The sequence below is a fragment of the Microbacterium sp. LWO12-1.2 genome (genome assembly GCF_040675875.1).
In the GTDB taxonomy this organism is placed as follows: domain Bacteria; phylum Actinomycetota; class Actinomycetes; order Actinomycetales; family Microbacteriaceae; genus Microbacterium.
This window is the reverse complement of sequence record NZ_JBEGII010000001.1, coordinates 2,347,773-2,371,656: the sequence shown is the minus strand read 5'-3', so window position 1 is coordinate 2,371,656 and position 23,884 is coordinate 2,347,773. Positions and strand designations below refer to the sequence as shown.

General features: G+C 70.5%; 26 protein-coding genes. 15 read left to right on the top strand and 11 right to left on the bottom strand.

The annotated features are described in order from the left end of the window. The first annotated feature begins 54 nt into the window (after nucleotides 1–54). The 7 genes from phnC (at nucleotide 55) to MRBLWO12_RS11430 (ending at nucleotide 7,959) form a co-directional block, all read left to right on the top strand. Nucleotides 55–948 (top strand): phosphonate ABC transporter ATP-binding protein, encoded by an 894-nt coding sequence (gene phnC, locus MRBLWO12_RS11460; protein WP_363555550.1) that lies wholly within the window; start codon nucleotides 55–57, stop codon nucleotides 946–948. Continuing rightward, complete coding sequence (gene phnE, locus MRBLWO12_RS11455; protein WP_363555548.1) at nucleotides 945–2,774, top strand: phosphonate ABC transporter, permease protein PhnE; 1,830 nt, start codon at nucleotides 945–947, stop codon at nucleotides 2,772–2,774. The genes phnC and phnE overlap by 4 nt, the downstream gene beginning before the upstream one ends. After that, the gene (locus MRBLWO12_RS11450; protein WP_363555546.1) at nucleotides 2,771–3,928 is read left to right on the top strand and encodes a TIGR03364 family FAD-dependent oxidoreductase; all 1,158 of its coding nucleotides are present in this window, start codon (nucleotides 2,771–2,773) and stop codon (nucleotides 3,926–3,928) included. The genes phnE and MRBLWO12_RS11450 overlap by 4 nt, the downstream gene beginning before the upstream one ends. After that, the gene (locus MRBLWO12_RS11445; protein ID WP_363555544.1) at nucleotides 3,925–4,632 is read left to right on the top strand and encodes an HAD family hydrolase; all 708 of its coding nucleotides are present in this window, start codon (nucleotides 3,925–3,927) and stop codon (nucleotides 4,630–4,632) included. Before MRBLWO12_RS11450 ends, MRBLWO12_RS11445 begins: the two co-directional genes overlap by 4 nt. 13 nt (nucleotides 4,633–4,645) lie before the next feature. Continuing rightward, entirely contained in the window at nucleotides 4,646–5,734 is a 1,089-nt protein-coding gene (locus MRBLWO12_RS11440) for an alcohol dehydrogenase catalytic domain-containing protein (RefSeq protein WP_363555542.1), read from the top strand. A gap of 180 nt (nucleotides 5,735–5,914) precedes the next feature. Further along, nucleotides 5,915–7,180 (top strand): CaiB/BaiF CoA transferase family protein, encoded by a 1,266-nt coding sequence (locus tag MRBLWO12_RS11435; protein ID WP_363555540.1) that lies wholly within the window; start codon nucleotides 5,915–5,917, stop codon nucleotides 7,178–7,180. Next, entirely contained in the window at nucleotides 7,180–7,959 is a 780-nt protein-coding gene (locus MRBLWO12_RS11430) for an enoyl-CoA hydratase/isomerase family protein (RefSeq protein ID WP_363555538.1), read from the top strand. The genes MRBLWO12_RS11435 and MRBLWO12_RS11430 overlap by 1 nt, the downstream gene beginning before the upstream one ends. Before the next feature lie 26 nt (nucleotides 7,960–7,985). Here MRBLWO12_RS11430 and MRBLWO12_RS11425 read toward each other — a convergent pair whose 3' ends face one another. Further along, nucleotides 7,986–8,480: an FHA domain-containing protein gene (locus MRBLWO12_RS11425; protein ID WP_363555536.1), complete on the bottom strand. Its 495-nt coding sequence runs from the start codon at nucleotides 8,478–8,480 to the stop codon at nucleotides 7,986–7,988. A gap of 230 nt (nucleotides 8,481–8,710) precedes the next feature. Between MRBLWO12_RS11425 and MRBLWO12_RS11420 the strand changes: the two genes are divergently transcribed. The 3 genes from MRBLWO12_RS11420 to MRBLWO12_RS11410 all read left to right on the top strand — a co-directional run bounded on the left by MRBLWO12_RS11420 (nucleotide 8,711) and on the right by MRBLWO12_RS11410 (nucleotide 11,061). Beyond that, a complete protein-coding gene (locus MRBLWO12_RS11420; protein WP_363555534.1) occupies nucleotides 8,711–9,058 on the top strand; it encodes an ATP-dependent DNA ligase in 348 nt (115 codons plus the stop codon). Between the two features lie 119 nt (nucleotides 9,059–9,177). Continuing rightward, nucleotides 9,178–10,062: an SDR family oxidoreductase gene (locus MRBLWO12_RS11415; RefSeq protein WP_363555532.1), complete on the top strand. Its 885-nt coding sequence runs from the start codon at nucleotides 9,178–9,180 to the stop codon at nucleotides 10,060–10,062. 45 nt (nucleotides 10,063–10,107) lie between these two features. After that, nucleotides 10,108–11,061, top strand: a complete 954-nt coding sequence (locus MRBLWO12_RS11410; RefSeq protein ID WP_363555530.1) for an EamA family transporter — start codon at nucleotides 10,108–10,110, stop codon at nucleotides 11,059–11,061. On the opposite strand, the gene MRBLWO12_RS11405 is transcribed toward MRBLWO12_RS11410, so the two are convergent. Both MRBLWO12_RS11405 and MRBLWO12_RS11400 read right to left on the bottom strand, forming a co-directional pair. Beyond that, entirely contained in the window at nucleotides 11,033–11,815 is a 783-nt protein-coding gene (locus MRBLWO12_RS11405; protein ID WP_363555528.1) for a YidC/Oxa1 family membrane protein insertase, read from the bottom strand. The genes MRBLWO12_RS11410 and MRBLWO12_RS11405 overlap by 29 nt on opposite strands. 63 nt (nucleotides 11,816–11,878) lie before the next feature. Next, a complete protein-coding gene (locus MRBLWO12_RS11400) occupies nucleotides 11,879–12,151 on the bottom strand; it encodes a DUF6412 domain-containing protein (protein WP_363555526.1) in 273 nt (90 codons plus the stop codon). Nucleotides 12,152–12,273: 122 nt separating this feature from the next. Between MRBLWO12_RS11400 and MRBLWO12_RS11395 the strand changes: the two genes are divergently transcribed. Continuing rightward, entirely contained in the window at nucleotides 12,274–13,317 is a 1,044-nt protein-coding gene (locus tag MRBLWO12_RS11395) for an NAD(P)H-dependent flavin oxidoreductase (RefSeq protein ID WP_363555524.1), read from the top strand. Between the two features lie 19 nt (nucleotides 13,318–13,336). On the opposite strand, the gene purU is transcribed toward MRBLWO12_RS11395, so the two are convergent. Further along, nucleotides 13,337–14,188, bottom strand: a complete 852-nt coding sequence (gene purU / locus MRBLWO12_RS11390; RefSeq protein WP_363555522.1) for a formyltetrahydrofolate deformylase — start codon at nucleotides 14,186–14,188, stop codon at nucleotides 13,337–13,339. 83 nt (nucleotides 14,189–14,271) lie between these two features. On the opposite strand from purU, the gene MRBLWO12_RS11385 reads away from it, so the two are divergent. Together MRBLWO12_RS11385 and MRBLWO12_RS11380 are read left to right on the top strand one after the other, a co-directional pair. Next, nucleotides 14,272–15,486, top strand: a complete 1,215-nt coding sequence (locus MRBLWO12_RS11385; protein WP_363555520.1) for a cation:proton antiporter — start codon at nucleotides 14,272–14,274, stop codon at nucleotides 15,484–15,486. Further along, a complete protein-coding gene (locus tag MRBLWO12_RS11380) occupies nucleotides 15,486–15,950 on the top strand; it encodes a glutaminase (RefSeq protein ID WP_363555519.1) in 465 nt (154 codons plus the stop codon). The genes MRBLWO12_RS11385 and MRBLWO12_RS11380 overlap by 1 nt, the downstream gene beginning before the upstream one ends. A gap of 33 nt (nucleotides 15,951–15,983) precedes the next feature. Here the strand turns inward: MRBLWO12_RS11380 and MRBLWO12_RS11375 are convergent, their stop codons facing one another. The 4 genes from MRBLWO12_RS11375 to MRBLWO12_RS11360 all read right to left on the bottom strand — a co-directional run bounded on the left by MRBLWO12_RS11375 (nucleotide 15,984) and on the right by MRBLWO12_RS11360 (nucleotide 19,708). Beyond that, a complete protein-coding gene (locus MRBLWO12_RS11375) occupies nucleotides 15,984–16,700 on the bottom strand; it encodes a glutamine amidotransferase-related protein (protein WP_363555517.1) in 717 nt (238 codons plus the stop codon). Between the two features lie 178 nt (nucleotides 16,701–16,878). After that, nucleotides 16,879–17,622 (bottom strand): LysR substrate-binding domain-containing protein, encoded by a 744-nt coding sequence (locus tag MRBLWO12_RS11370; RefSeq protein ID WP_363555515.1) that lies wholly within the window; start codon nucleotides 17,620–17,622, stop codon nucleotides 16,879–16,881. Between the two features lie 38 nt (nucleotides 17,623–17,660). Continuing rightward, the gene (locus MRBLWO12_RS11365) at nucleotides 17,661–18,137 is read right to left on the bottom strand and encodes a hypothetical protein (protein WP_363555513.1); all 477 of its coding nucleotides are present in this window, start codon (nucleotides 18,135–18,137) and stop codon (nucleotides 17,661–17,663) included. Then, nucleotides 18,134–19,708: a PspC domain-containing protein gene (locus MRBLWO12_RS11360; RefSeq protein ID WP_363555511.1), complete on the bottom strand. Its 1,575-nt coding sequence runs from the start codon at nucleotides 19,706–19,708 to the stop codon at nucleotides 18,134–18,136. Before MRBLWO12_RS11360 ends, MRBLWO12_RS11365 begins: the two co-directional genes overlap by 4 nt. Nucleotides 19,709–19,823: 115 nt before the next feature. Here MRBLWO12_RS11360 and MRBLWO12_RS11355 point away from each other — a divergent pair, with 115 nt between their 5' ends. Further along, nucleotides 19,824–21,062 carry a PspC domain-containing protein gene (locus MRBLWO12_RS11355; protein WP_363555509.1) on the top strand — a complete coding sequence of 413 codons (1,239 nt, stop codon included), beginning with the start codon at nucleotides 19,824–19,826 and terminating at the stop codon, nucleotides 21,060–21,062. Further along, nucleotides 21,055–21,714, top strand: a complete 660-nt coding sequence (locus MRBLWO12_RS11350) for a response regulator transcription factor (protein ID WP_363555507.1) — start codon at nucleotides 21,055–21,057, stop codon at nucleotides 21,712–21,714. The genes MRBLWO12_RS11355 and MRBLWO12_RS11350 overlap by 8 nt, the downstream gene beginning before the upstream one ends. A 42-nt stretch (nucleotides 21,715–21,756) precedes the next feature. On the opposite strand, the gene MRBLWO12_RS11345 is transcribed toward MRBLWO12_RS11350, so the two are convergent. The 3 genes from MRBLWO12_RS11345 to MRBLWO12_RS11335 all read right to left on the bottom strand — a co-directional run bounded on the left by MRBLWO12_RS11345 (nucleotide 21,757) and on the right by MRBLWO12_RS11335 (nucleotide 23,847). Then, nucleotides 21,757–22,164 carry a DapH/DapD/GlmU-related protein gene (locus tag MRBLWO12_RS11345; RefSeq protein ID WP_141870873.1) on the bottom strand — a complete coding sequence of 136 codons (408 nt, stop codon included), beginning with the start codon at nucleotides 22,162–22,164 and terminating at the stop codon, nucleotides 21,757–21,759. Nucleotides 22,165–22,246: 82 nt separating this feature from the next. After that, entirely contained in the window at nucleotides 22,247–23,020 is a 774-nt protein-coding gene (locus MRBLWO12_RS11340) for a DNA-formamidopyrimidine glycosylase family protein (protein ID WP_363555505.1), read from the bottom strand. Further along, a complete protein-coding gene (locus MRBLWO12_RS11335; protein WP_363555503.1) occupies nucleotides 23,020–23,847 on the bottom strand; it encodes an EI24 domain-containing protein in 828 nt (275 codons plus the stop codon). The genes MRBLWO12_RS11340 and MRBLWO12_RS11335 overlap by 1 nt, the downstream gene beginning before the upstream one ends. Between the last annotated feature and the right edge of the window lie 37 nt (nucleotides 23,848–23,884).

Here is a 23,884-nt window from a genome sequence, read left to right as displayed (position 1 = left end):
AGACGAAGGGCGAATCCCACATCCACGACCTTCGACCCGCAGGAGCCCCGCGCCATGACCGCCCCCGCCCCGATCGCCCCCGCCCCGACCAGCCCCGCCCGCGACGCGCTGATCCGCCTGACCGGTGTGACGAAGACCTTCGGGTCGACCACCGCACTGAAGGATGCCTCGCTCCAGGTCTCGCGCGGCGAGATCGTCGTGCTGCTCGGACTCTCCGGGTCCGGCAAGTCGACGCTGCTGCGGCACCTCGACGGCCTCGAGATTCCCACTTCCGGCGATGTCGAGGTGCTGGGGGCTCAGGTGCCGAGCTTGCGTGGCACGGCGCTGCGCGCACTGCGCAGCCGGGTGGGCTTCATCTTCCAGCAGTTCGAGCTGGTGCCCTCGCTCACGGTTCTCGAGAACGTGCTCACCGGATCGCTCTCGCGGGTGCGCGGACCGCGCCTCGGACTGTGGGGCTACTCGAAGGCCGCGAAGATCCAGGCACTCGAGCACCTCGACCGGGTCGGACTCCTCGACCGCGCGTACCAGCGCAGCGACACGCTCTCCGGCGGACAGCAGCAGCGCGTGGCGATCGCCCGCGCCCTGATGCAGAAGCCCGACATCCTGCTCGCCGACGAGCCGGTCGCCTCCCTCGACCCGGAATCCAGCGACCAGGTCATGGCGCTGATCCGCGAGATCGCCGCCGACGAGGGGCTCACCGTCGTCTGCAGCCTGCATCAGGTGGATCTGGCCATCAACTGGGCTGACCGCATCGTCGGCCTCCGCCACGGCGAGATCGTGCTCGACACCCCCACGACCGACCTCACCAAGTCCGAGGTCATGGAGATCTACGGCCGCGTCGCCACCACCACCGCCGAGCTCAGGGCCGTGCAGGTGGAACTGACGGATGCCGTGATCGATGCAGCGTCGGTACCGGCGGATGCGCCCGTGAAGGCGCCCGTCTCATGACCCTGCTCGGCGGCGCTTCGACAGGCTCAGCGGCCCAGGGTGGTGGCTCGGCGGCCCAGGGCGGTGGCTCAGCGGCCCAAGGTGGTGGCTCGGCGGCCCAGGGTGGAGGCTCGGGGCCCCGCGGGGGTGGCCCGGCGTCCACCGTCGCGGAGCGCGCGCCCAAGAACCCGATCTCCCCGGAGCGCGTCGCGGCCTCGCTGACGCTGCTCGCCCTGGTCGTGCTCGGCATCCTCGCGGTGAACGAGGTCGGCATCTCGATCCCGGCGATGGTGCAGAGCTGGGGCAACGCCGAGGACTTCATGGCGCGCGTCGGCGGACTCTCGTTCCCTGAGCCCGGCGATCTCCTCTGGTTGATCGCACTGACCGTCGGCCTCGTGCTGGTCGGCACCCTGCTGGCCGCCGTCCTCTCGGTGCCGATCGCCTACCTCGCCGCCTCCAACACGACACCCGGCAACGGATGGCGTGCCGCGGCGCGCTTCGTCGGCGTGCTCACGCGCGCGCTGCCCGATGTGGTGCTTGCGATGGCGTTCGTGCTGATGTTCTCGCTGGGCACACTGCCCGGAATCCTCGCGATCGGCATCCACTCGATCGGCATGATCTCGAAGATGTTCGCGGATGCGATCGAGCAGATCGACGAGGGGCCGCGGCTGGCGATCCGCGCCGCGGGTGGGTCGAAGCTGCAGGAGTTCAGTGCCGGCATCCTGCCGCAGGTGCTGCCCAGCTGGGTCGCCACGGTGCTGCACCGCAACGACATCAATCTTCGCGGCAGCGTCGTGCTCGGCTACGTCGGCGTCGCCGGGCTGGGGCTCGAGATGTCGTACGCCTTCAAATCGCTCAACTACGGCAAGGGCCTCGGCATCGCGCTGGTCATCTTCCTGCTCTGCGTCGCGATGGAGCTCATCTCCAGCCTGGTCCGTGGGGCGATGCTCGGCCAGGAGCGCCAGACCCGCTCCTGGATCGACCGCCTCATCCACCCCCGCCTCGGCGCGACCACGGCTGCGGCGTCCACCCGTCGTGCTGCGTGGGCCGCGAGCCCGCAGACGGCGGTGCGCCGCCCCTGGACGCCGGAGCGCGTGCGCAACACGGCGGCCGGCGCGGTCGCGGTGCTCGTCGTGCTCGGCAGCGTGCTCGTCAGCGACATCAACTGGCTCGACTTCGTCACCTTCTGGGCCAAGCTGCCGGAAGTGGCGGCGAAGTTCTGGCCGCCGTCGTTCGGCAGCTACGACGCCGCCGCCATGATCGATGCGATGCGCGACACGGTCGCCATCGCCCTCGCCGCGACCGTTCTGACGCTGCTGCCCTCCATCGTGCTGGGGTCGCTCGCGGCCCGCAACGTCGCCCCGGGTGCGGGAGTGCGCGGCACCGCGCGGTTCCTGCTCGTGGGCATCCGGGGCATCCCCGAGCTGATCCTGGCGATCGTGCTCGTGGTGATCACCGGCCTCGGCCCGCAGGCCGGAGTGATCGCGCTCGCGATCGGCGGCATCGGCCTGCTCGGCAAGCTGATCGCCGACTCGTTCGAAGAGGTCGATCGCGGACCCGAGCGCGCGCTGCGTGCGGTCGGCGCGACACGGATGCAGACGTACACCGCAGCCACGGTGCCGCAGGGGATGCAGGCTCTGATCGGGCACAGCTTCTACATGCTCGACACGAACATCCGCGCCGCGACCATCCTCGGCATCGTCGGAGGCGGCGGCGTGGGCTACTACCTGCTCAACGCCAGCCAGGGGTCGCGCTACGAGACCGTGACGGCGATCGTGCTGATGATCCTGGTCACGGTGCTGGTCGTCGAAGGGCTCGCGATGTGGATGCGGAAGGTGTTCCGATGACTGGTGGGGCGATGACTCCCGGCCACAACCGTGCGGACGTCGTGGTCGTGGGCTCCGGCATCGTCGGACTCGGCGCTGCCTATGCCGCGGTGCGTCGCGGTCTGCGCGTGATCGTGATCGACCGCACGGGGTCGCCCGTCGGTGCGACGATCCGCAACTTCGGACACCTCTGCATCGGAGCGCAGAGCGGTGAGGCCCGTCGCTACGCGGATGCCTCGCGTGAGCTCTGGCTGCGCCTGTCCCGCGACGCCGGATTCTGGCTGCGAGAGTCGGGCACGCTCGTGGCGGCGCGCCACGAGGAGGAGATCGCTGTGCTCGCCGCTGCCGCGAACGATGACGACGGCATCCGGATGCTGGATGCGAAGGAGCTGCTGCGCCTTGCACCGCTGCGTCGCGAGGCCATCATCGGCGGCGCGCACATCGCGACCGACCTGCAGACCGACCCGCGTGCGGCCGCGGACGCCATCGTCCGCCATCTCGCGACCCTCGGCGTGGACTTCCGGTTCCGCACCGCGGTCACCGGGCTCGGCGGCGGACGCGTCGACACGACTCGCGGGGCGATCACGGCCGCGCACGTGGTGGTCGCCGTGAACCACGACCTCGATCAGCTGCTGCCCGAGATCGCCGAGCGGAACGCGATCGAGCGCTGCGCCCTCGACATGATGCGCGCGGCGGTGTCGGTGCCGCATCCGCTCTCGGCCCCGCTCCTGACCGGCTGGTCGCTCGTGCGGTACGGCAGGTTCGCCGGCACCCCGCACGCGGATCGGCTCCGTGAGCGGCTGCACGCCGAGCGCCCCGACCTCGCCGCGCTCGATCTGAACCAGATGTACACGCAGCTGCCCGACGGCACGCTGATCATCGGCGACTCGCACGCCTCGGCCGTGCAGCCCGCGCCGTTCCAGCCAGAGGCCGCGTTCTCGGCATTCCTCGCCGAAGCCGAAGCACTGTTCGACATGCCGACGCCGCGCGTGCTGGAGCGCTGGCAGGGCGTCTATGCCAAGGGACCGACCGAGTTCCTGATCGAACGCGGCGACGAGGGAGCACTCGTGCTCGCGGCGACGACCGGTATCGGCATGACCACGGGGCTGGGGCTCGCTGAAGAGAATCTCACCGCCGCCTTCGGGTGGGCACCTGCAATGGAAGGAACATCATGACCACCCCTCTCGAACTCGTCGTCCTCGACATGGCCGGAACCACAGTGCTCGACGACGGCGTCGTGGAGCAGGCGTTCCAGCGCGCCGCCGAGCGCACCGGCGTCGCCGAACGGATGCCCTGGGCCGAGGCCCTCGACCATGTGCGCGCGACGATGGGCCAGTCGAAGATCGACGTCTTCACTCACCTCGCCGGCGGCGACGTCGCCGCGGCCGCCCGCGCCACCACCGCCTTCGAAGGTGCATACGCCGAGATCGTGGAGGAGCAGGGGGTCACCGAGATCCCCGGCGCTGCGGATGCGATCCAGTCCCTCAAGGATGCGGGGCTGCGCGTGGTGCTGACGACCGGTTTCGCCCCGGTCACGCGTGACGCGTTGCTGGACGGTCTCGGCTGGAACGGCCTGGTCGATCTCGCCCTCTCACCGGTGGATGCGGGCCGCGGGCGTCCTGCTCCCGACCTGGTCCTCGCCGCGCTGCTGCGCACGCGGACCTCCTCGGTCGCGGCGGTGGCCGTGGCGGGAGACACCGTGAGCGATGTCGAATCAGGACGCCGGGCCGGTGCAGGGTTCGTCGCGGGGGTGCTCACGGGGGCACACGACCGCGTGGCACTGGACGCGGCCGGCGCGGATGCCGTGCTCCGCGATGTCACCGGGCTCCGCGGAGCGCTTGCCGAGCGTGGTCTGCTGCCCCTCGTCGCGACCTCGTGAGCGGGAGCATCCCATGGGCACGTTGCTGATCAGGCCACCCGGACACCGCAGGGACGTGGCTCTGCGGCCCGCAGCCACCGCGATGGTGTGGATCGGCGAGGGACACCGGCACGAGATGATCGCGGTGCCCGGTGTCGCGCTCGGCGATGCCGACGTGCTGGTCGCGGTGGAGATGTCGACGATCTGCGGGTCGGATGTGCACACCGTGCAGGGCCGTCGCTCCGCACCGACGCCGCTGGTGCTCGGCCATGAGAGCGTCGGGCGGGTGATCGCGATCGGCGATGAGGGAGCCCTCGCGGTCGACGGCACCCCGCTGCGCATCGGCGATCGCGTGGTGTGGTCGGTGACCATCTCCTGCAACCGCTGCGACCGGTGCCTGCGCGGGGTGCCGCAGAAGTGCCGGGAACTCGGCAAGTACGGCCACGACCGCATCGGCGTGCACGGCGACCTGACAGGGGCGTTCGGCAGTCACATGCAGCTGCGCGCGGGAACCGCGATCGTGCGCGTCCCTGAAGCATTGCCGGCCGCGGTGCTCGCCCCCGCCGGGTGCGCGACGGCGACCGCCTGGGCCGCGGTGGCCAGGGCAGCGCAGGGCAGGGAGCTCGAGGGGGCGACGGTGCGGATCCACGGCGCCGGGTTGGTCGGTCTCTCGGCGGCGGCGATCGCTTCGGATCAGGGCGCGCTCGTCGAGGTGCTCGATCCGAATCCCGAGCGCCGCGCGCTGGCGACCCGGTTCGGGGCGACCGCTCTCGATCGCGAGCCGGATGTCGTGATCGAGGCGTCGGGTCATGCCGTCGCCGAGGCGCTCGCCGGCGTCGCGGTCGGCGGCACCGTGGTCCTGGTCGGCAGCGTCTTCCCGACCGATCCGGTGCCTCTCGACGCCGAGAGCATCGTGCGACGCCTGGTCACGATCGCCGGGGTCCACAACTACACCGGCGCCGAGTTGGCCGCCGCCGTCGGCTTCCTGGCCGGCCGCGGTCGCGCCTACCCGTTCGGCGATGCGGTGGGAGCGGTGCGCGCGCTCGCTGAGATCGACGAGGCGCTGCTCGCGGCGGCGGCGCCGGGAGCACCTCTGCGGATCGGACTGGTGCCCGGCCGCTGAGCGCGCGCCGGTTCCGACGTCGTCAGAGCCGCGATATGGTCGCATCGACCCGGAAGTCGCGGTGCGCTGTGTGTGGTTGTCACATATCCCTCCGGTAGCCGCGCTGAGAAGCTGGGCGGACGGCCGTACCCGCCGCTCCACCGTCGAGGCCGGAGCGTGCGTCGCAGAAGGGACCACACGATGATCGACGACGAGCTCCGCGCACGACTGGAATCTCTCGGAGGGCTGGATGCCGGCCCGGGTTCTCTCGCCGGTGTGGTCGTGATCGACGTGACGCGCGTGGTCGCCGGTCCGTACTGCTCGATGATCCTCGCCGACCTGGGCGCCACGGTGATCAAGGTCGAGCACCCGGACGACCCCGACTACACGCGCACCTTCCCGCCGATGCTGGAGCGCGACGGTGCCGACGCGTTCAGCGGCTTCTTCGCGCAATACAACCGCAACAAGCTCGGCGTCACGCTGAACCTGCGTCACCCCGAAGGCAAGATCGCGCTGGAGCGACTGGTCGCGCAGGCCGATGTGCTGGTCGAGAACTTCCGTCCTGGCACCATGGACCGCCTCGGGCTGGGGCATGAGCGGCTGCGCGAGGTCAATCCGCGTCTCGTCTACGCGGCGCTCAGCGGCTACGGGCAGTCAGGCCCTTATCGTGGCCGCCCCGCCTACGACAACAGCGCGCAGGCCACCGGGGGACTCTGGTCGATGAACGGCCCGGCGGGCGGACCACCCACCCGCGTCGGCACGATCATCGGCGACCTCGCCGCGAGCCTGTACGGCGTGATCGGGGTGCTCGCGGCGGTGCGGCATGCCGAGCGCACCGGCGAAGGCCAGCTCGTCGATGTGTCGCAGCAGGACTCCGTGCTGACGCTCACCGAGAACGCCGTCGTCTCCTACACGACAGAGGGGATCGTGCCGGAGCCACTGGGCAACCAGCATCCGTTCGTGCGCCCATACGAGCTGTTCGCGTGCCAGGACGGGTTCGTCTTCTTCGGGGGATACACCGACAAGTTCTGGAAGATCTCCTGCGAGATCTTCGGAGCACCCGGCGAGTTCGACGACAACCCCGACCTGCACACGATGGGCGTCCGGTTCGACGAGGCCGTCTACGCGGAACGGGTCAAGCCCATGGTCGAGCGCTGGTTCGCCGGACGCACCAAGGCGGAACTCGAAGCGCTCGCCGGCGATCTCGTGCCGTTGAGCGGGGTCAAGGACATCGCCGAGGTGGTGGCAGACCCGCAGATCGCCGCCAGGGACATGGTGGTGGATGCCGAGTACGCGGGATACGGGTCGCTGCGCACCTTCGGTTCCCCGGTCAAGCTCGACCGCACCCCACCACGCGCCCGGGGCATCGCCCCGGACACCGGCGAACACACCGCCGCGATCTTCCGCGACCTCCTGGGCTACACGCCCGAGGAGATCGAGGATCTCCGCGCCGCCGGGACGATCTGATGGGCCGCATCCGTCTCGACCGTGACGGCGCGCTCGCGGTCATCACGATCGACCGCCCCGAGAAGCTCAACGCCCTCACCCTCGCGATGTACGAGCAGTTGGGCGAGGCGTTCGCCGAGGTGCGCGACGACGACCGCATCGGTGCGGCGATCCTCACCGGTGCAGGGGAGCGGGCGTTCTGCGTGGGCGCCGACCTGGGAGAGTCGATCCCCGCCCTCACCGAGGGGCGCTTCGACATCAGCGAGTGGGATGCCGCACATCAGAAGCACACGACCCTCGACAAGCCCGTCGTCGCCGCTGTGAACGGACTGTGCCTCGGGGGCGGCTTCGAGATCCTGCTCTCGACCGACATCCGTCTCGCGTCAGCGGACGCGGAGTTCGCGCTGCCCGAGACCGGCGTGGGGGTGGTCCCCGCGGGGGGAACGCTCGTGCGGCTGATCCGGCAGATCCCCTATGCCTGGGCCATGGATCTGATGCTCCGAGGCACGAAGATCGACGCCGCGACGGCGCTGCGCTACGGCATCCTCAACCGGGTCGTTCCCGCAGGTGACCTGCAGTCCTCCGCGCTCGCCGTGGCTGAGGACCTGCTCTCGCGCAGCTGGACCGCGGTGGCGACCATCAAGAGCGCCGTCCGCGCGCTCGCCGACCTCCCCGAGGACGAGGCGTTCCGCCGGGAGGCCGTTCTCGGCCAGGCGGCGTTCACGAGTGCGGATGCCCGCGAGGGGCTCGCCGCGTTCGCCGAGCGACGTCCGGCGGTCTTCCCCTCCCACGAGTCGTAGGCAGGAAGAAGACCCCGGAGTCCGACTCAGGTGGTGCGGTCGTCCGCTGCCGAGGCGTTCGCGTCGTCGCTGTAGTCGGGCCGTGGCGGCTGCAACTCCTGGTCGTCGTACTCGCCGCCCTTGCGTCCGCCGAACGGGCGGCCGTGGTCGGCGAACTCCTCGCGGGCGAACACGAACGTCCAGGGGCCGGCGCTGAACTGTGCGCCGGTGCGCAACGTCTGCGAGTCCTTGCCCTGGTGCGTGCCGTCCGTGCCGGCGCTGGCGCTGGTCTCGCCGTCGCCGTGCAGCGTGAGCACATACTCGTCGCGCTCGTCGTGGGTGATGGTCGCGTGCACCGGGTCGGTGTCGGCGAGCCGCAGCTCGTTGCCCTCGGCGGAGCCGATGCGCACGACATCCGCATCGAGCAGGTACTCGGTGCGCTCCTCGTCGCGGGAGATACGCAGGCGCGGTTCTCCTGCGCCCCACTCCGCATGGGTGGTGGTCGGGGTGTAACCCTGCTCGGGTGTCTGCGGATCGCTCATCCTCATCGCCTCCTCGGCTGGTGGATCACCGACTCTAGGCGCAGAGAAGACAAGGATGGAGGGGGTTGACTTCGTGGCGTCGCAGGCCCATTGCTGCCCCGGCACGGCGCGGGGGCGACGCGCGCGGTTCCCCGCGCGTAGTGCAGCATCGCCCAGGAGGACTTACGCTACGCAGAGGGAAAGTGTCAGACCGACCGAGACCGTCCTGGCAGAGAAAGAGATCATTCCGCATGGGCAAGTTCATCTACGAAGGCGGCGTGAAGACCGAGATCGAAGATCGGGCCCTCACGCATCTGCAGCTCGTGATCACGGCGAAGCTCCGTCGTGGAGAGCCGTTCCCGTTCAGCTGGCGAGAAGACTCCAGCGTCGGCGGCGGACGCACCACGGTGTGGATCCATCCGGGCAGCTCCCTGGTGTTCAAGTACTTCGGCAGCCGCCAGCCCTCCATCAACCGGGCCTGGATCGAAGCTCTCGCGTTCACCTCGAACGCGCCTTCCGGCCTCTACCTCGTGCCGGAGCCGTCCGAGTCGGGCGAGGCGCCGAAGACCAGCGAGACCCCGGTCTCCCTGCCCGGCTGACGCACCGGAACGTCGGGCGCGCGACGATCGTCGCCGGGATGAGCGGAGACTGTCAACCCCCTGGGCGGTGACGGCGACCTCGTCGAGAGTCGGAAGACACCTCGATGAAGGAGATCCCGATGACCGACACCCCCATCGACCCCCGCCATGCCCATCGCCCCGACGGGTTCCCCGATCAGCGCCAGGATCAGCCCGGTCTCACCGCACAGACCAGTCCCACGCCGGACCACGGCGAATCCACGTATCGCGGGCACGACCGGCTGAGCGGCCGTCGTGCACTGATCACCGGGGGAGACTCCGGGATCGGACGGGCCGTCGCGATCGCCTTCGCGCGGGAGGGTGCCGATGTCGCGATCGCGCACATGCCCGAGGAACAGGACGACGCCGACGAGACGATCGCGCACATCCGCGACGCGGGGCGCACAGCCCTCAGCCTGTCGGGCGACCTGCGAGACGAAGGCTTCGCGACCGGCATCGTGGCGCAGACCAGGGCTGCTCTCGGCGGGCTCGACATCCTCGTGCTCAACGCCGGCTACCAGCACGACATCGACGGCTTCGGCACTCTGAAGACCGAGGACATGCGGCGGGTCTTCGACACCAACCTCACAGGTCTCGTGCAGACCGCCCGCGCCGCTTATCCGGATCTCGCCGCAGGGGCGAGCATCATCGTGACGGCATCCGTTCAGGCCTACAACCCCTCGCCGGGGCTCATCGACTACGCCATGACAAAGGCCGCCCAGGTGGCCTTCGTGCAGGCGCTCGCCGAGGAGGCCGGTCCGCGCGGCATCCGCGTGAACGCTGTGGCCCCAGGGCCCATCTGGACGCCGTTGATCCCGGCCACCGGATGGGATGCCGAGCGGCTGGCGACCTTCGGTCAGGACACCCCGCTGGGGCGTGCGGGCCAGCCCGCCGAGCTCGCCGGAGCCTATGTCTACCTCGCCTCGGACGAGTCGATGTACGTGTCCGGCGCCGTGCTCCCCGTCACAGGAGGCAAGCACCTCTGAGTGTCGAGTGGACGCGGGCGACGCCGATGCCCCACGCTGGAGTACGTGCAGCAGTCAGCGTCGTCCCGTCCTCTCGTCGGCGTCGCTCTCGTCGTCGGATCCTGCCTGTCGCTGCCCTTCGGCGCGGCAGTCGCCGCTCAGCTCTTCCCGGTGCTCGGCCCGTGGGGCGTGACCTCGCTGCGCGTCGCGATCGCCGCACTCCTGCTGCTCGTCATCGTGCGTCCGCGCCCGCGTCGCTGGACGCGGCAGCAGTGGACGGCCGCCGTCCTCTTCGGCGTCTCGCTCGCCGCGATGAACGGGTTCTTCTATGCCGCGATCGACCGCATCCCCCTCGGGCCGGCGGTCGCGATCGAGTTCCTCGGACCGCTCATCCTCGCCGCCGTCCTCACCCGTCGGCTCGCTGATGCCGCCTGGGTCGGGGTGGCGCTGGTCGGGATGGTGCTGCTCGGTGTCGATGGACTGATCGGAGCAGAGCCGCTCGACCCGCTCGGCGTCGTGTTCATCCTGATCGCCGCCGGATTCTGGGCCATGTACATCCGTATGAGCGCGCGCGTGGGGTCTCTGATCCCTGGCAGCGGCGGCCTGGCGATGGGGCTCCTCGTCGCGGCGTTGCTGCTCATGCCGGTTGGCGTTCCCGCCGCGGTCACGGTGTCGGGCGACATGCAGCTGCTGCTTCTCGCCGCGGTCACGGCGGTGCTCTCCTCGGTGATCCCGTACACCTTCGAGCTCGCGGCGCTGCGCCGGCTGCCGCAGCGCGTGTTCGGGGTGCTGCTCAGCTTGGAGCCGGCCTTCGCGACACTCGCCGGATGGTTGATCCTCGGCCAGAGTGCGACGCCGCTGCGGATGCTCGCCATCGCCCTGGTCGTCGCTGCGAGTGCGGGGGCCACCCTCGGCATCCGCCGGCGCACCCGAGCGGCTGCCGAGGAGACCCGCGCGGAGTCCCGTGGTGAGGACGATCCGCCCGCCGTCTTCACCGGGCCGATTCCCCTGCCCGACTGAGCTTCTGTGTCGCCACCGGGAGCGGGTAGCGGCGACGCAGGATCGCCCGCTGCGTGAGCGTCCACACGACCGTGACCGTGAGGTACAGCGCGGCCGCCAGCGGCACGAACGCCGCGAACACCGCGGTCAGATAGTGCAGCGCGCTCATCATCCGCAGCATCGCCGGGGAGTTGAGCGGCGAGTCGCCCTCGACCGGCGCCGGACGGAAGACCCGTCTGGTGACCTCGGCGACCACGATCATGATCGCCAGCAGCACGCCGAACACCAGGAACGTGGCAGGTGTCGCGGTGCCGCCGAAGATCGCGGACACCAGGCTCGTGCCGAGCGGGGCACCGAACAGGTCGTGGGTGAGGAGCTCGTTCGGGTGCCCCGCGATGTCGGGGCGGATGAACAGCGTGTACAGGATGCCGACCACCGGGGCCTGCGCCAGCACGGGCAGCATCCCCGCGAACGGCGAGGTGTTCTCGGCGCGGTAGAGCGCGAGCGTCTCGCGCTGGAGCCGTTCCGGGTTCTTCTTGTGGCGGCGCTGGATCTCGCGCAGCTTCGGCGCGAGGCGCGCCCTGGTCTGCTCAGCCTTGGCCTGCGAGATGCCGACGGGGATCAGCAGGGCGCGCACCAGGAGGGTGACGAGGATCACGGCGGCAGCGGATGCGGCGCCACCGGCGAGGGGTTCGAGCAGGGAGGAGAGCCCGGCGAGGGCACCGTAGGCGGCGTCCAGGAGGGCAGCGAGAGGTGGGAAGGCGAAGAAGTCCATGAAGTGTCCGTTCGAGAGGTCGGGAAGGGTCGGCGAAAGCCGCGCGGTCCCGGTCGGAACGGACTACGCGGCGGTCGCGACTCCCGGCGCTCGCGGACGCGGGTGCCCCGCGGCATCCGGATCGCTCTGCGAGAGAAGGGTGGAGACGTCGATGGCGCGCCAGGGGTGCGGCGCGGTGCGGCCCGTGGCTTGCTGCAGGCTCAGCACCAGGGCGAGCGTGAGAGCGGTCACCGCGATGAGGGCGATCGCGAGGCCGAGAGCGGCGGCATCCGGAACGGAGACCAGGCCGAGCGCCGTAAGGACGATGCTCAGCATCTGTCCGAACCACTCGCTCATGTGCGCTCTCCCCTCTGCTGCGAGGGTAGCACCGGGTGCGGGATGCCGGCGCGGGATGCCGCGCTGCCACAGAAGGTGCCGCAGTCGGAGCCCCGGCGCACAGCGCGGCGTAGCCTCGAGGCATGAGTGATCTGCGTGCCCTGGTCGGTGTCGAGCATCCGATCGTCCTCGGCCCCTTCGGCGGCCTGTCTTCCGTGTCGCTGACGGCGGCCGTGAGCGAGGCCGGCGGCCTGGGGTCCTTCGGGCTGTACGGGTACGACGGCGATCGCATCCGGCAGACCGGAGCCGAGCTCCGGGCGGCGACATCGCGGCCTTTCGCGCTGAACATCTGGCTCCCGGTGGGTGACGAGGTCGCGCCGAACGCGCAGCACGCGATCTTCGCTCAGGCCCTGCAGCCGTTCTTCGAGGCGGTGGGGCAAGAGCTCCCCGCACGGCCGGAGGCGTACCTGCCCTCGCTCGACGAACAGCTGGAGGCCATCTGGGACGTGGCGCCCGCCGTGCTCAGCGTGGTGTTCGGGGTGCCGTCCGAGGCCCTGATTGCGGAGGCGCATGACCGCGGCATCCGGGTCATCGGCACGGCGACCACGGTCGCAGAGGCGGTGGCGCTCGCCGAGGGGGGAGTGGATGCCGTCGTGGCCACGGGCGCGGAGGCTGCCGGTCATCGGGTCTCGTTCCTGCGCGCCGCCGAGGAATCGCTGGTCGGCACCTTCCCGCTCGTACCGCAGGTGGCCGACGCGGTCGATGTGCCGGTCATCGCTGCCGGCGGCATCTCCGACCGGCGCGGTGTGGCCGCGGCCTTCGCCCTCGGTGCGCAGGGCGCTCAGGTCGGCACGGCCTTCCTCGCCACCGCGGAGTCCGCGATCACCGACGCGCACCGCGAGGCGATCCGCCGCACGTCCGCCGATGAGACGGTGCTGACCAGGGCGATGAGCGGACGCCTCGCCCGCGGGGCTCGCAATCGCACGGTGCGGGCGATCGAGGCGAGCGGCACGATCGCGCCGTTCCCGATGCAGAACTGGCTCACCGGGAAGTTCCGCGCCGCAGCGGGGCAGCAGAACCTGGGCGAGCTGCAGTCGCTGTGGATGGGGCAGGCCGCGCCGCTCGCACGCTACGGCACGGCTACCGAGGCGTTCGCCGAGCTCGTGGAGGGCGTTCCCGCCCGGTGACCGTGTGGGTCGGTCGTCGTCAGAGGATGACGGTCGATTTGCCGTGCACGATCACGCGGTCCTCCGCGTGCCACTGCACGGCGCGGGCGAGCACGAGACGCTCGACGTCGGCGCCGCGGCTCTGCAGCTGGGCGGCCGAGTCGGAGTGCGTGACGCGCGTCACGTCCTGCTCGATGATCGGCCCCTCGTCGAGGTCGGCGGTCGCGTAGTGCGCGGTGGCGCCGATCAGCTTGACACCGCGCTCCTTGGCCCGTGCGTAGGGGTTCGCCCCGATGAACGCGGGGAGGAACGAGTGGTGGATGTTGATGACCGGGGCATCGAGCTCGCGGATGAAGTCGTCGGTGAGGATCTGCATGTAGCGCGCGAGCACGACCAGATCGACGTTGCCGCGCAGGAGCTCGAGCTGACGCTGCTCCATGGACTGCTTGTCGCCCGAGGGGATGTGCACGAACGGCACCCCGAACGACCGCACGGACTCGGCGAGGTCGGGGTGGTTGGACACCACCATCGTGATGTCGATGTCGAGCTGGCCCCGCTGCGTGCGCCACAGCAGCTCCATCAGGCAGTGGTCGTACTTCGAGACGAAGATCGCCACCCGCTTGCGACGGGCGGTGTCGTGCAGCGACCACTCCATGCCGAAGCGCTCGGCGACCTGGGCGATGTCCGCCTCGAGAGCGGGGCGCGCGGCCGACAAGCCCTCGAGGTGGATGACGGTGCGCTGGAAGAAGCGCCCGCCTTCGGAGTCGGTCGAGTGCTGGTCGAGCGAGATGATGTTCGCGCCGTGCGCGGAGAGCACGCCGGCCACGGCTGCGACGATGCCGGGCTGGTCGTCGCAGGCGATCAGGAGGCGGGCGGTATCGGGCTGTGACATGAACGCTCCTCGGGGGTGTCCCTCGATTCTGCCGTGGATGCGCGCCACCGGGCGAATCGCGACCGAGTCGATACTCTGAGTCCGTGAACGCGGGCGACGTAGGACTGGTGCTGATTCCCTTGCTCGCGGTCGCCGCACCCCTGCTGGCACGCGGTGTCAGACCGATCGTGCGGGTCCCGATCATCGTGTTCGAGCTCGTGCTCGGCATCCTCGTCGGACCCGCCGTGCTCGGCTGGGTCGAGCCGCACGCCCTGCTCGAGAAGCTCAGCGACTTCGGCCTGGCGATGCTGTTCTTCATCGCCGGCTCCGAGATCGACTTCCGGGCCGTGGCCGGACGACCCGTGGTGCGCGCGTCGCTCGGCTGGGTGATGAGCGTCGCGCTCGGCATCGGTGTCGGGTTCTTCTTCGCCCCGGGCGAGGGCATGGTGGTGATCGGCATCGCGCTGAGTTCCACTGCACTCGGCACTTTGATGCCGATCCTGCGGGATGCCCGCGAGCTCGACACGCCGTTCGGCAAGGCGCTCACGGCCATCGGGGCCGTCGGGGAGTTCCTGCCGCTGATCGCGATCTCGATCTTCCTCAGCACCCGCACGACGATGATCGCCGCCATCGTCCTGCTCTCCTTCGTGCTGCTCGCGGTGCTGGCGGTCGTGGCTGCCCATCGGGTGTCACACGGACGCCTGCACGCGATCGTGCGCGCCACGCTGCACACCTCGGATCAGTTCGGCGTGCGGTTCGTGCTGCTGCTGATCGCGGCGCTCGTCGGCCTCAGCGTGATGCTCGACCTCGACATGCTGCTCGGTGCCTTCGTCGCCGGCGCCGTGTGGCGGATCATCATGGCACGCGCCCCGAAGAAGGACGCGGAGGCGGTGGAGAGCAAGCTCGAAGGGATCGCCTTCGGCTTCCTCGTGCCGATCTTCTTCCTGTACACCGGCGTGAACTTCGATCTGCAGGCGCTGCTGACCTCGCCGGCCTCGATGGCGCTGGTGCCGCTGTTCCTGATCGCGCTGCTGGTCATTCGCGGCTCTGCCGCACAGCTCTCGGCTCCGGCCGGCGCGACCGGTCGAGACCGCGCCGCTCTCGGGCTGCTCACCGCGACCGGTCTGCCGATCATCGTCGCCGTCACCGCGATCGGCGTGGATGAGAAGATGATCGACACGGGCACCGCGGCCGCCCTCGTCGGCGCCGGCATGCTGTCGGTGCTGTTCTTCCCGGTGCTCGGGATGCTGCTGCGCGGAGACCGCGACCGGATCGCCGGCCCGCGTCCCGCCGATGAACTTCCGCAAGGAGAACTGTGATGACGGCATCCGCTCTGCTGACGCAGGCAGTCCACGATCTCGCCGGCGCCCCGCAGGAAGGGCTGGGCGAAGAACGCGAATCCCGGTGGCGCGGTCGCCGCATCGTGCGCGTCGGGGCGGCATGGCACCTGGGCGTGCTGCTGCTCACCGAGACGCACGCCCTTGCGACCGCAGAGGTGCTGCGCGCAGCGGACCCCGGTCGTCGGGGTTACACCGCTGAGTCGGCGCGGGAGCGCGCGGCACGTCGCGAGGAGGCGCTGCGGGGAGGCTTCGACCAGGGCGAGGTCGTGCACGTCGGCTGGAGCATCATCGATGTCGACGCGGTGGACGCCGGTGGATCCTCCGGTCCGCTCGCGCTGATCGACGGTGTGCCGAAGGTGCGTTGGAGCACCGCAGGCGGGTACATGCCGCTGGAGGCATACCTGCGTGAACGGGTCGAGCTGCTGCGGGGTCCCGTGGTCTGAGACCGGGACTGCGGACGGAGCCGGGGCTCGGTCTCAGGCGAAGGTGTCGGCGAACCGGCGCAGCAGCGCGGCACCTTCGGTCACGGATGCCGACAGCACCTGGTCCTGCACACGGTCGAACTCCTCGGGGTCGAAGTACCCGGTCGTGCGGTAGAACGTCATCCGGTCGGCGAAGTCGCGCGGGGTGGGCTCCGGGTGGAACTGCGCCGTGTACAGGTGCGTTCCCACGCGGTACGCCTGCACGGGGCAGGACTCGTTCGTCGCGAGCAGGGTGGCGCCGGCGGGCAGTGCGACCGCGCTCTCCTTGTGGGCGGTGAAGACGGTGAGCGCAGGGGAGCTGGGACCGAAGACCGGATCGACAGCGCCGTCGGCCGTTGTGCGGATCACCGTGGCACTCGCGGCCTCGGGTGTCGCGGTGGTCACCTCGCCGCCCAGCATCTGCGTCACGACACCGATGCTGAAGCACGTGAAGAACGCGGCGACGTCACCGTCGATCGCCCGATGCGCGATGCGTCGCAGATCGGACTCGACCCGCAACTGCACGGCGTCCTTGTCGGAGTCGGTGACGTTGAACGGAGAGCCGCCGACGACGACGCCCCGGTAGCGCGCCAGACGTGCAGGGTCGAGGGCTTCTTCCAGCAGATCGAGCCGATCCACCACCTCGACACCGAGCGCACGACGGAAGGACGCATGTTCGGCATCCGCCGCCCCGCGCTCCGGACGCACGCAGACATAGAGAAGCGAAGCCATCCGGCGATTCTAACGAGCGGAGAGCGCTGCCGAGAACGCGGTGACGTCCGCACCGCGTCCATTGCTCAGGAAGAACCGAGCGCTCGGGGCGCTTTCCTGCCGTGCGGACGCCGATCCGGCGCGGATCTCCTGAGTGGTGAACGGCCGAGTTCTGGATGGCCGAGTTGCGAACGCCCGGTCAGCGCGAGGAGTTCGCCGTGCGGCCGCGGACGATGCCCACGAAGGTCTCGACGTCGTCGGTCGTCCGGTCGCGCGGCCAGACCAGGGCCACGGTCGACGTCGGTCCGTCGATCAGCGGGCGGTGGTCGGCGTCCTTGCGGTGGTGCAGACGTGCCAGCGACATCGGCACGATCACGATGCCGGCTCCCGAGGCCGCGGTCGCGATGGCATCTGCCGTGGTCGCGAGGGTGGGGAAGTTCGGGGTGACGGTGCCGGGGAGCTCCTGCAGGCCGAGTACGTCGTCGCCGGGGATGATCACGACCTCGCCGGAGAGATCGGTCGTGGAGAGCTCGTCGACCGCCAAGAGGTGCGAGTCCGTGCCGGCGACCACTACGGGAACCTCGTCGTAGAGCGGGATGATGTGCAGCGTCGGGTCGACCAGCGGCAGCCGGACCAGCGCCGCATCGAGATCTGCGAGTGCCTCGCGCTGCTGCGCGGCCGAGATCGGGACGAGCTCGAGTCGCACGTGGGGCATTCGCTGCTTCCACGCGTCGATCCATCGGCCGGGCGTCGCGCCGGGCACGGCACCGAGCCGGAAGATCCGCGGCTCCTCCGGAGTGCTCCGTGGCGCGTCGAACACGACCTTGTCCTGTGCCGCCTTGCGGGATTTCGAGGAGGGCTTCTGCGCGGCCCCCGCCTTGCCGCGACGCGCAGGCGTCGCTCCGCCGGTGCGCCGCGCCGGTCGCCGTCCCTGAGTCGCCATGCGATCCAGAGTATCGGGCGCCGGGCGGCGCATCCGCGTCAACGCTGTGGAGCAGCCCGGCGCTGGGCGTGGCGGATCAGACCGATCGCGCCGCTCACCAGGATCAGCACACCGATCGTCAGGAGCACAAGCGAGTAGACCGTGTTCGGAGTCAGGGTGGTGATCCATCCGGCCGTGCTCTCGCGACGGTCGTCATCGGTGAGGGTCCAGATCCCGAACGCGGCGATCGCGGCGAACAGCAGTCCCCACACGATCGCGGCTCCGCGCGTGCGGGGAGCTGTCGGCTCTGCGGGAGCCGCGGATGCGGCGGCAGGTTCGGCAGCAGCGGATGACACCGCCGCCGTGGCGGCGACGGGGACGGGAGGTGCCGCTTCCAGCGAGGGGAGAGGCGGTGTGTACTCCGCCTGGTCGTCGCCCCGTGTGGAGGACGCGGAGGCTGAGGCATGCTCGATCGGCTCGGGCATCGCAGCCGTCGTGTCGTCCGCGGATGCGTCCGGGGTGTTCTCGGTGCTCATCGTTCTTCCTCCGCGCTCTCGTAGATGGTGACCTCGACGTTGCCGGAGGTCTGGGTGATCGTGACGGGCTGCCGGGTGACCACGGGGGTGTTCTCTGCCGCCGCACGTTCGGAGGCGGTGAAGGTCCCGTCGTTCTGGCTGACCAGGGGCCAGGTGCCGTGGTCGAGGGTCGCCCCGGTTTCAGCGTCGACCCGCACCCAGGACACGTCTCCTGTTCCGAAGGTCGCGCTGAGTTCGAGCTCCACCCCTGGCTGCACGTCGATCCATGTCTGACCGGTTCCCTTGTCGATCACGATCGGACGCGGCGCATCGTCATGAGGCAGGAGCGTGACGTTCAGATCGCCGAACGGCTGGCGCACGTGCGTCGACTCGACGTTCGACACCGAGGCCCAGCCGAGCGTCAGGTCGTCGAAGGTGGCGACGGACCCCGCCGTCACTCCTCCGGCCAGGGTGAGCATGGTGAGGAAGGCGAGGAAGCCGCTGCGACGGCAGAACAGGCCGGCGACGATCATGCCTACCGCGAGCACGAGTGCCGCGGACAGCAGGCCCAGTGCGCCTGCCGTGGGGCCGCCGGTGAGTCCGACGGCCGCGCCGACCGCCAGGGCCAGCCCCATCGCGGAGGCGACGAAAGCGAAGCTCGCCCGCGGGTTCGATGCGCGGCGGATGCGGCGGCGTTCCGAGGCTTCGGTCGCGAAGGTCGCGGCGGCCGCCTGGCGCTCCCGACGCATCTGGTCACGGGCGGCACGCTCGGCATCCTGCTGCTGTCGGCGCCAGGCCTGATCCTGCTCTCGCCAGGCCGCATGCTGCGTGCGCCACGCAGCGAGCTCTTCCGGGTTCTGCGCGTTCTCGGCGAGGAGGACGGGTACGGCCGGTCGCCCGGCGGCGGGGAATGCGTGTCCTCCGGCGGCGTCGGCGGCGTCGGCCGCGGGAGAAGGCACGAAGGGGAGCGGGGATGTCGCACCCGCGCCCTCGGCAGTACCCGAATCGCCGAGGGTCGCGGATGCTCCCGGAGCCGCGGAGCCGGGCGAAGCCTGCCCACTCGACGCGGAGACATCCGGGGTGCGGCTCGCAGCGCGCACGATCAGGAAGAGCAGGCCACCGACCAGGATCAGTCCGGCGATCCAACCGAAGACCGACAGGGCCGACCAGCTCTCGTAGCCGAGGCCGAACAGGCGACCGCTCAGTGGTGCCGTCGGGATGAGACCGACGACCGCCATGCCGAGGATGCCGAGCTGCACGGGCTGGAAGTCCCGGTTGAGCAGATCGCGGGCGTGGATCCGCCCGTCGGCATCCGGCAGCAGCGCCCAGGCAAGCGCATACAGGAAGATCACCGGCAGCCCGAAGAGGGCGGCGATCACCAGCACGCCGCGGACGATCAGCGGATCGATGCGCAGACGGGCGGCGATGCCCGCTGCGATGCCGCCGAGCCAGCCGTCGGAGCGCGCGATACCGAGACCGGCGCACCAGAGGAAGAAGCGCTCGGCAGAGGGAGATGTGGCGTGCGTCGTGCGGCTGTCGGCGGCCGGATCGGTCGCGTCGGCGGCAGGCGGGGGCGCTGTCGGAATCGTCATGCTTCGATACTGTCCGCCGCGGGGGTGCTCCGGCCATGGGGTGAACCCCTGAGCGACCCCTGATCTTGTCCGCGGGAATCCCCTCAGGGCGGCGGCGGGTGATTGGATGGGCGACATGTCCTCTTCCGCGCCGCCCGCCTCCGCGCGCCCTCCCCGAGTCGCCGCGCCCCCGCGTCCGGCGCTCACCAGGGACCGCGAGTGCCTGGTGTCGGGTGTCAGCGCGGGCCTGGCTCGTCACCTGGGGGCGCCGGTCTGGATGATCCGCGCGCTGTTCGTCGCGCTCACGCTGTGCGGCGGTGCGGGTGTGCTGCTCTACGCGTGGTGCTGGGTGTTCACGCCGTGGACCGAGGTCGAGCCCACGGGTGAGGCAGCCACCGACGGCGGATCCGCCCCGTCTCGACGGGTGCCGGTGGCCTGGATCCTGCTCGCGCCGGCCGCGCTCGGGGTGCTGATCCTCGCATCGTGGTCGGTGGGCGGGAGTCCCACCGACAGTGTGCTCTCGCAGGCACCGGCTGTGCTGACGGCGACGGCATCGGTGGCTCTCGCGACGGCCGCAGGGCTGTGGGCGACGCTGATCGACCGTACGGACACCGCCCGCGGCCCCCGCCACACCGCCGTGGTCCGCATACTTTCCGTCGCCCTGCTCGTGGTGCTCTTCTTCGTGCTGCTGTCCCGCGCCGCCGGGGGTATCGAGTTCCTGATCGCGCTGCTGCCGCTGGCCGGCATTCTGGCTGTCGCCTCATCGACGCTCATCCATCGCTGGCGGGAGCTCGCCGGAGAGCGCACCCGTCGCATCCGGGAGGAGCAGCGCAGCGAGATGGCCGCGCATCTGCATGACTCGGTGCTGCAGACGCTCGCACTCATCCAGAACCGGGCCGGAGCCTCGAGCGAGGCGGCTCGCCTGGCCAGGGCGCAGGAGCGCGAGCTCCGCGCCTGGCTGTACGACGGCGATGCGCCCGCCGACAGCGACCTGCCCACCGACCTGCGCGACTACGCAGGCGCGCTGGAGCTCGACTATCCGGTGCGGATCGATGTGGTCTCCGCCGGGCTGTCTGCGGAGCGCGCGAGCGGGGAGCTGGCCGCTGCCGCACGCGAGGCGATGGTGAACGCCGCGCGGCATGCGGGTGGTGAGATCTCGGTCTACATCGAGGGCAGCGTCTCAGGAGTCGACGTGTTCATCCGCGACCGCGGCACCGGGTTCGACCTCGACGCGGTTCCGAGCGATCGGCTCGGTGTCAGGCAGTCGATCATCGGGCGCATGCGCCGCGCCGGCGGCAGCGCCACCGTGCGCAGCACCGCCACAGGCACCGAGGTGCACCTGACCTTCACGACGACGGGGGAGAACCGTGTCTGACCGCGTGCGCGTGGTGATCGTCGACGATCATTCGATCTTCCGCTCCGGCCTCCGCGCCGATCTCGACGACAGCGTCGACGTCGTGGGGGAAGCGGCCGACGTGCCCTCAGCGATCGCTGTGATCCGCGAGACGGCGCCCGACATCGTGCTGCTCGACGTGCACCTTCCGGGTGGGGGCGGTGATGACGCGAGCGGCGGAGAGGCCGTGATCCGCGGCAGCGCGCCCACGACGTCGAAGTTCCTGGCACTGAGTGTCTCGGATGCGGCATCCGACGTGGTCAGGGTCATCCGGGCCGGGGCGCGCGGGTATATCACCAAGGGGTCGTCCGGCGTCGAGGTCAGCAGCGCCGTGCATGCGGTGGCCGGCGGTGATGCGGTGTTCTCGCCGCGGCTGGCCGGGTTCGTCCTCGACGCATTCGGTGCGGTGTCGGGCGAGACCGCGACCGCGAACGACGAGCTGGACCGCCTCTCGGCGCGCGAGCAGGAGGTCATGCGGCTCATCGCCCGCGGGTACGCCTACAAAGAGGTCGCCGCAGAGCTGTTCATCTCGATCAAGACGGTCGAGACGCACGTCTCCGCCGTGCTGCGCAAACTGCAGCTCTCCTCACGACATGAGCTGACGGTGTGGGCCTCGGAGCGACGGCTGCTCTAGAGCGCCGTGCCCGTGAGGCCGCCACGGCAGTGCCGGAACGGATCAGGCGGCGAGCCAGAGACCCTTGGGGTTCGTGGCCACCGTGAGACCGGCCGCGACCGTCTCGTCGTCGCCGATGCGGGCTCCTCGAACGATGCGTGCGCCAGCGCCGACCTCGGTGCGGACTCCGACATACGCGTTGTCGCCGATCGCCGCGCCCTGACCGATGTGCGCGTGCGCCTCGATGTGCGCCCCTTCGCCGATCACGGCATCCGGTTCGATCCACGCACCTCGTGCGATCGTCGCACCGGCGCCGATGCGCGCGCCCGGTTCGATGTAGGCGCCGGCTTCGATGTGCGCCTTGGGGTGCACCTTCGCGCCGTGCGCGACGAGACCTCGACCGTTCGCGTGCTTGCGGTATCGCAGCGTGGCGCCCTGGTCGTTCTCGATGTCGATGTAGTTCTTGCCCACGATTCCTCCCGTGCTCCGGAGATTCCCCGGATATATGCACAACCATGGGACTGGTGAATTCATTCCCTCGCAGGGATGCTGTTCACCGCTGGCACGAGGGGCACCAGAAAGTGATCCGTTCGCGCGTCGGATCGGCGCCCTGCTCGCCTCGCCGGATACGGGTTCCGCAGCGCCGGCATGGCCGCCCGGCGCGTCCGTAGACCCACGTGGCCTGGCCGGGGCGATCGATGCCGGTGAACGTGCGTCCTGTGCGGTCGCGGTTGGCGCGGATGGTGCGCACGCCCAGGTCGATCAGAGCCGCGGTGTCGACCTCGGGCGTCGGCGTGGTGGGCAGGATTCCGCGGAGGAACAGGAGTTCTGCGGCGTACTCGTTGCCGAAGCCCGCGACGTTGCGCTGGTCGAGGAGCGCCACGTGGATGCTGCGGGTGTCGGCGCTGAGACGGCGTACCGCTTCGGCCGCGTCCCAGTCCGGAGCCAATGGATCGGGGCCCAGATGACCCACCAGCTGACTCTCGTCGCGCGTGGGCACGACCTCGATCTCGGCGATGTCGACCCCGACCGCCTCACGCTCAGCGGTGCCGACGATCGCGCGCACCTTGAAGGCCGGATGCCGCCATTTCTCGCCCGGCCGGTAGACGAACCAGGCGCCGTCCATGCGCAGGTGCGAATGCAGAGTGCTGTCGCCGATCCGCAGCAGCAGGTGCTTGCCGCGGGCCGCCACGCCGTGGATCGGCTGACCGGTCAGATCGACCGTGGCGGCCTGAGGGACGCGCAGGTCGAAGCGGGTGGCCGTCGCCCCGGCCAGTGCTTCGTCGAGAAGCCGGGCCGTGCGGAAGACGGTGTCGCCCTCGGGCATCAGCGGAGTCCGGTCGGTGGTTCGTGGGTCCCTGAGCCTGCCGAAGGGGCGGGGAGGTGGGTCCCTGAGCCTGTCGAAGTGGTGGGGACCGGGGCCGGCGTGCGCTCCGTCATGGTGCGGGCGAGCATCGTGGCGCCGGCGACCGCAGCCGGCATCACCGCGACCGCGCCGCCGGGGATGAGGAAGCACAGCTGGGTCGCCACGCCGAAGCCGAGCACCCGCGCCCTGCTGCCGCCGAACAGCGCAGCGCGGACGGCAGGACTGAAGTCGCGGGCGTCGAATGCGCGACCGGTGAGCTCGCGTGCCAGCATCCGCCCGGAGAGCACGATGCCGGCCACGGGGCCGAGGGCGCCGCCGATCAGCGGGACCAGCCCGAGGAACAGCACGAGGATCGCGATCAGCAGACCCAGCAGCACGAGCCGGAGGCCTTCGCCGACCGTCGTCCAGAAGCTGCCGCCGTCGGCTGGAGGTGCCTCGCCGAGGTCGCGTTCCACGGCATGCCAGATGCGCTGGTAGAACGGGTCGCCGATCGTGAGGGTGAGTGCGGTGAAGACGGCGCCGGCGAGTGCGAGACCCGCGGCGATGATGACGAGACTGACCGCGCCGCGCAGCAGCCCGCGCCACGGCTCGATCCAGCCGTCGGCGAACGGGGTGATCCAGGTCGAGATCGACCCGGTCCCGAGCACGAGGGGCACCAGCCCGGCGGCGAGCACGATGACCGCGATGACTGCGGGGATCAGGCCGAGGGCCATCAGACCCGGCCGCGTACGCCAGAGCCCGAAGCCGCGCAGCAGGAGACGCACGCCGGTGCTGAACTCTCGGATCATGACTCTCAGCGTAGGAGACGGGGAGGCCGACGTCGCG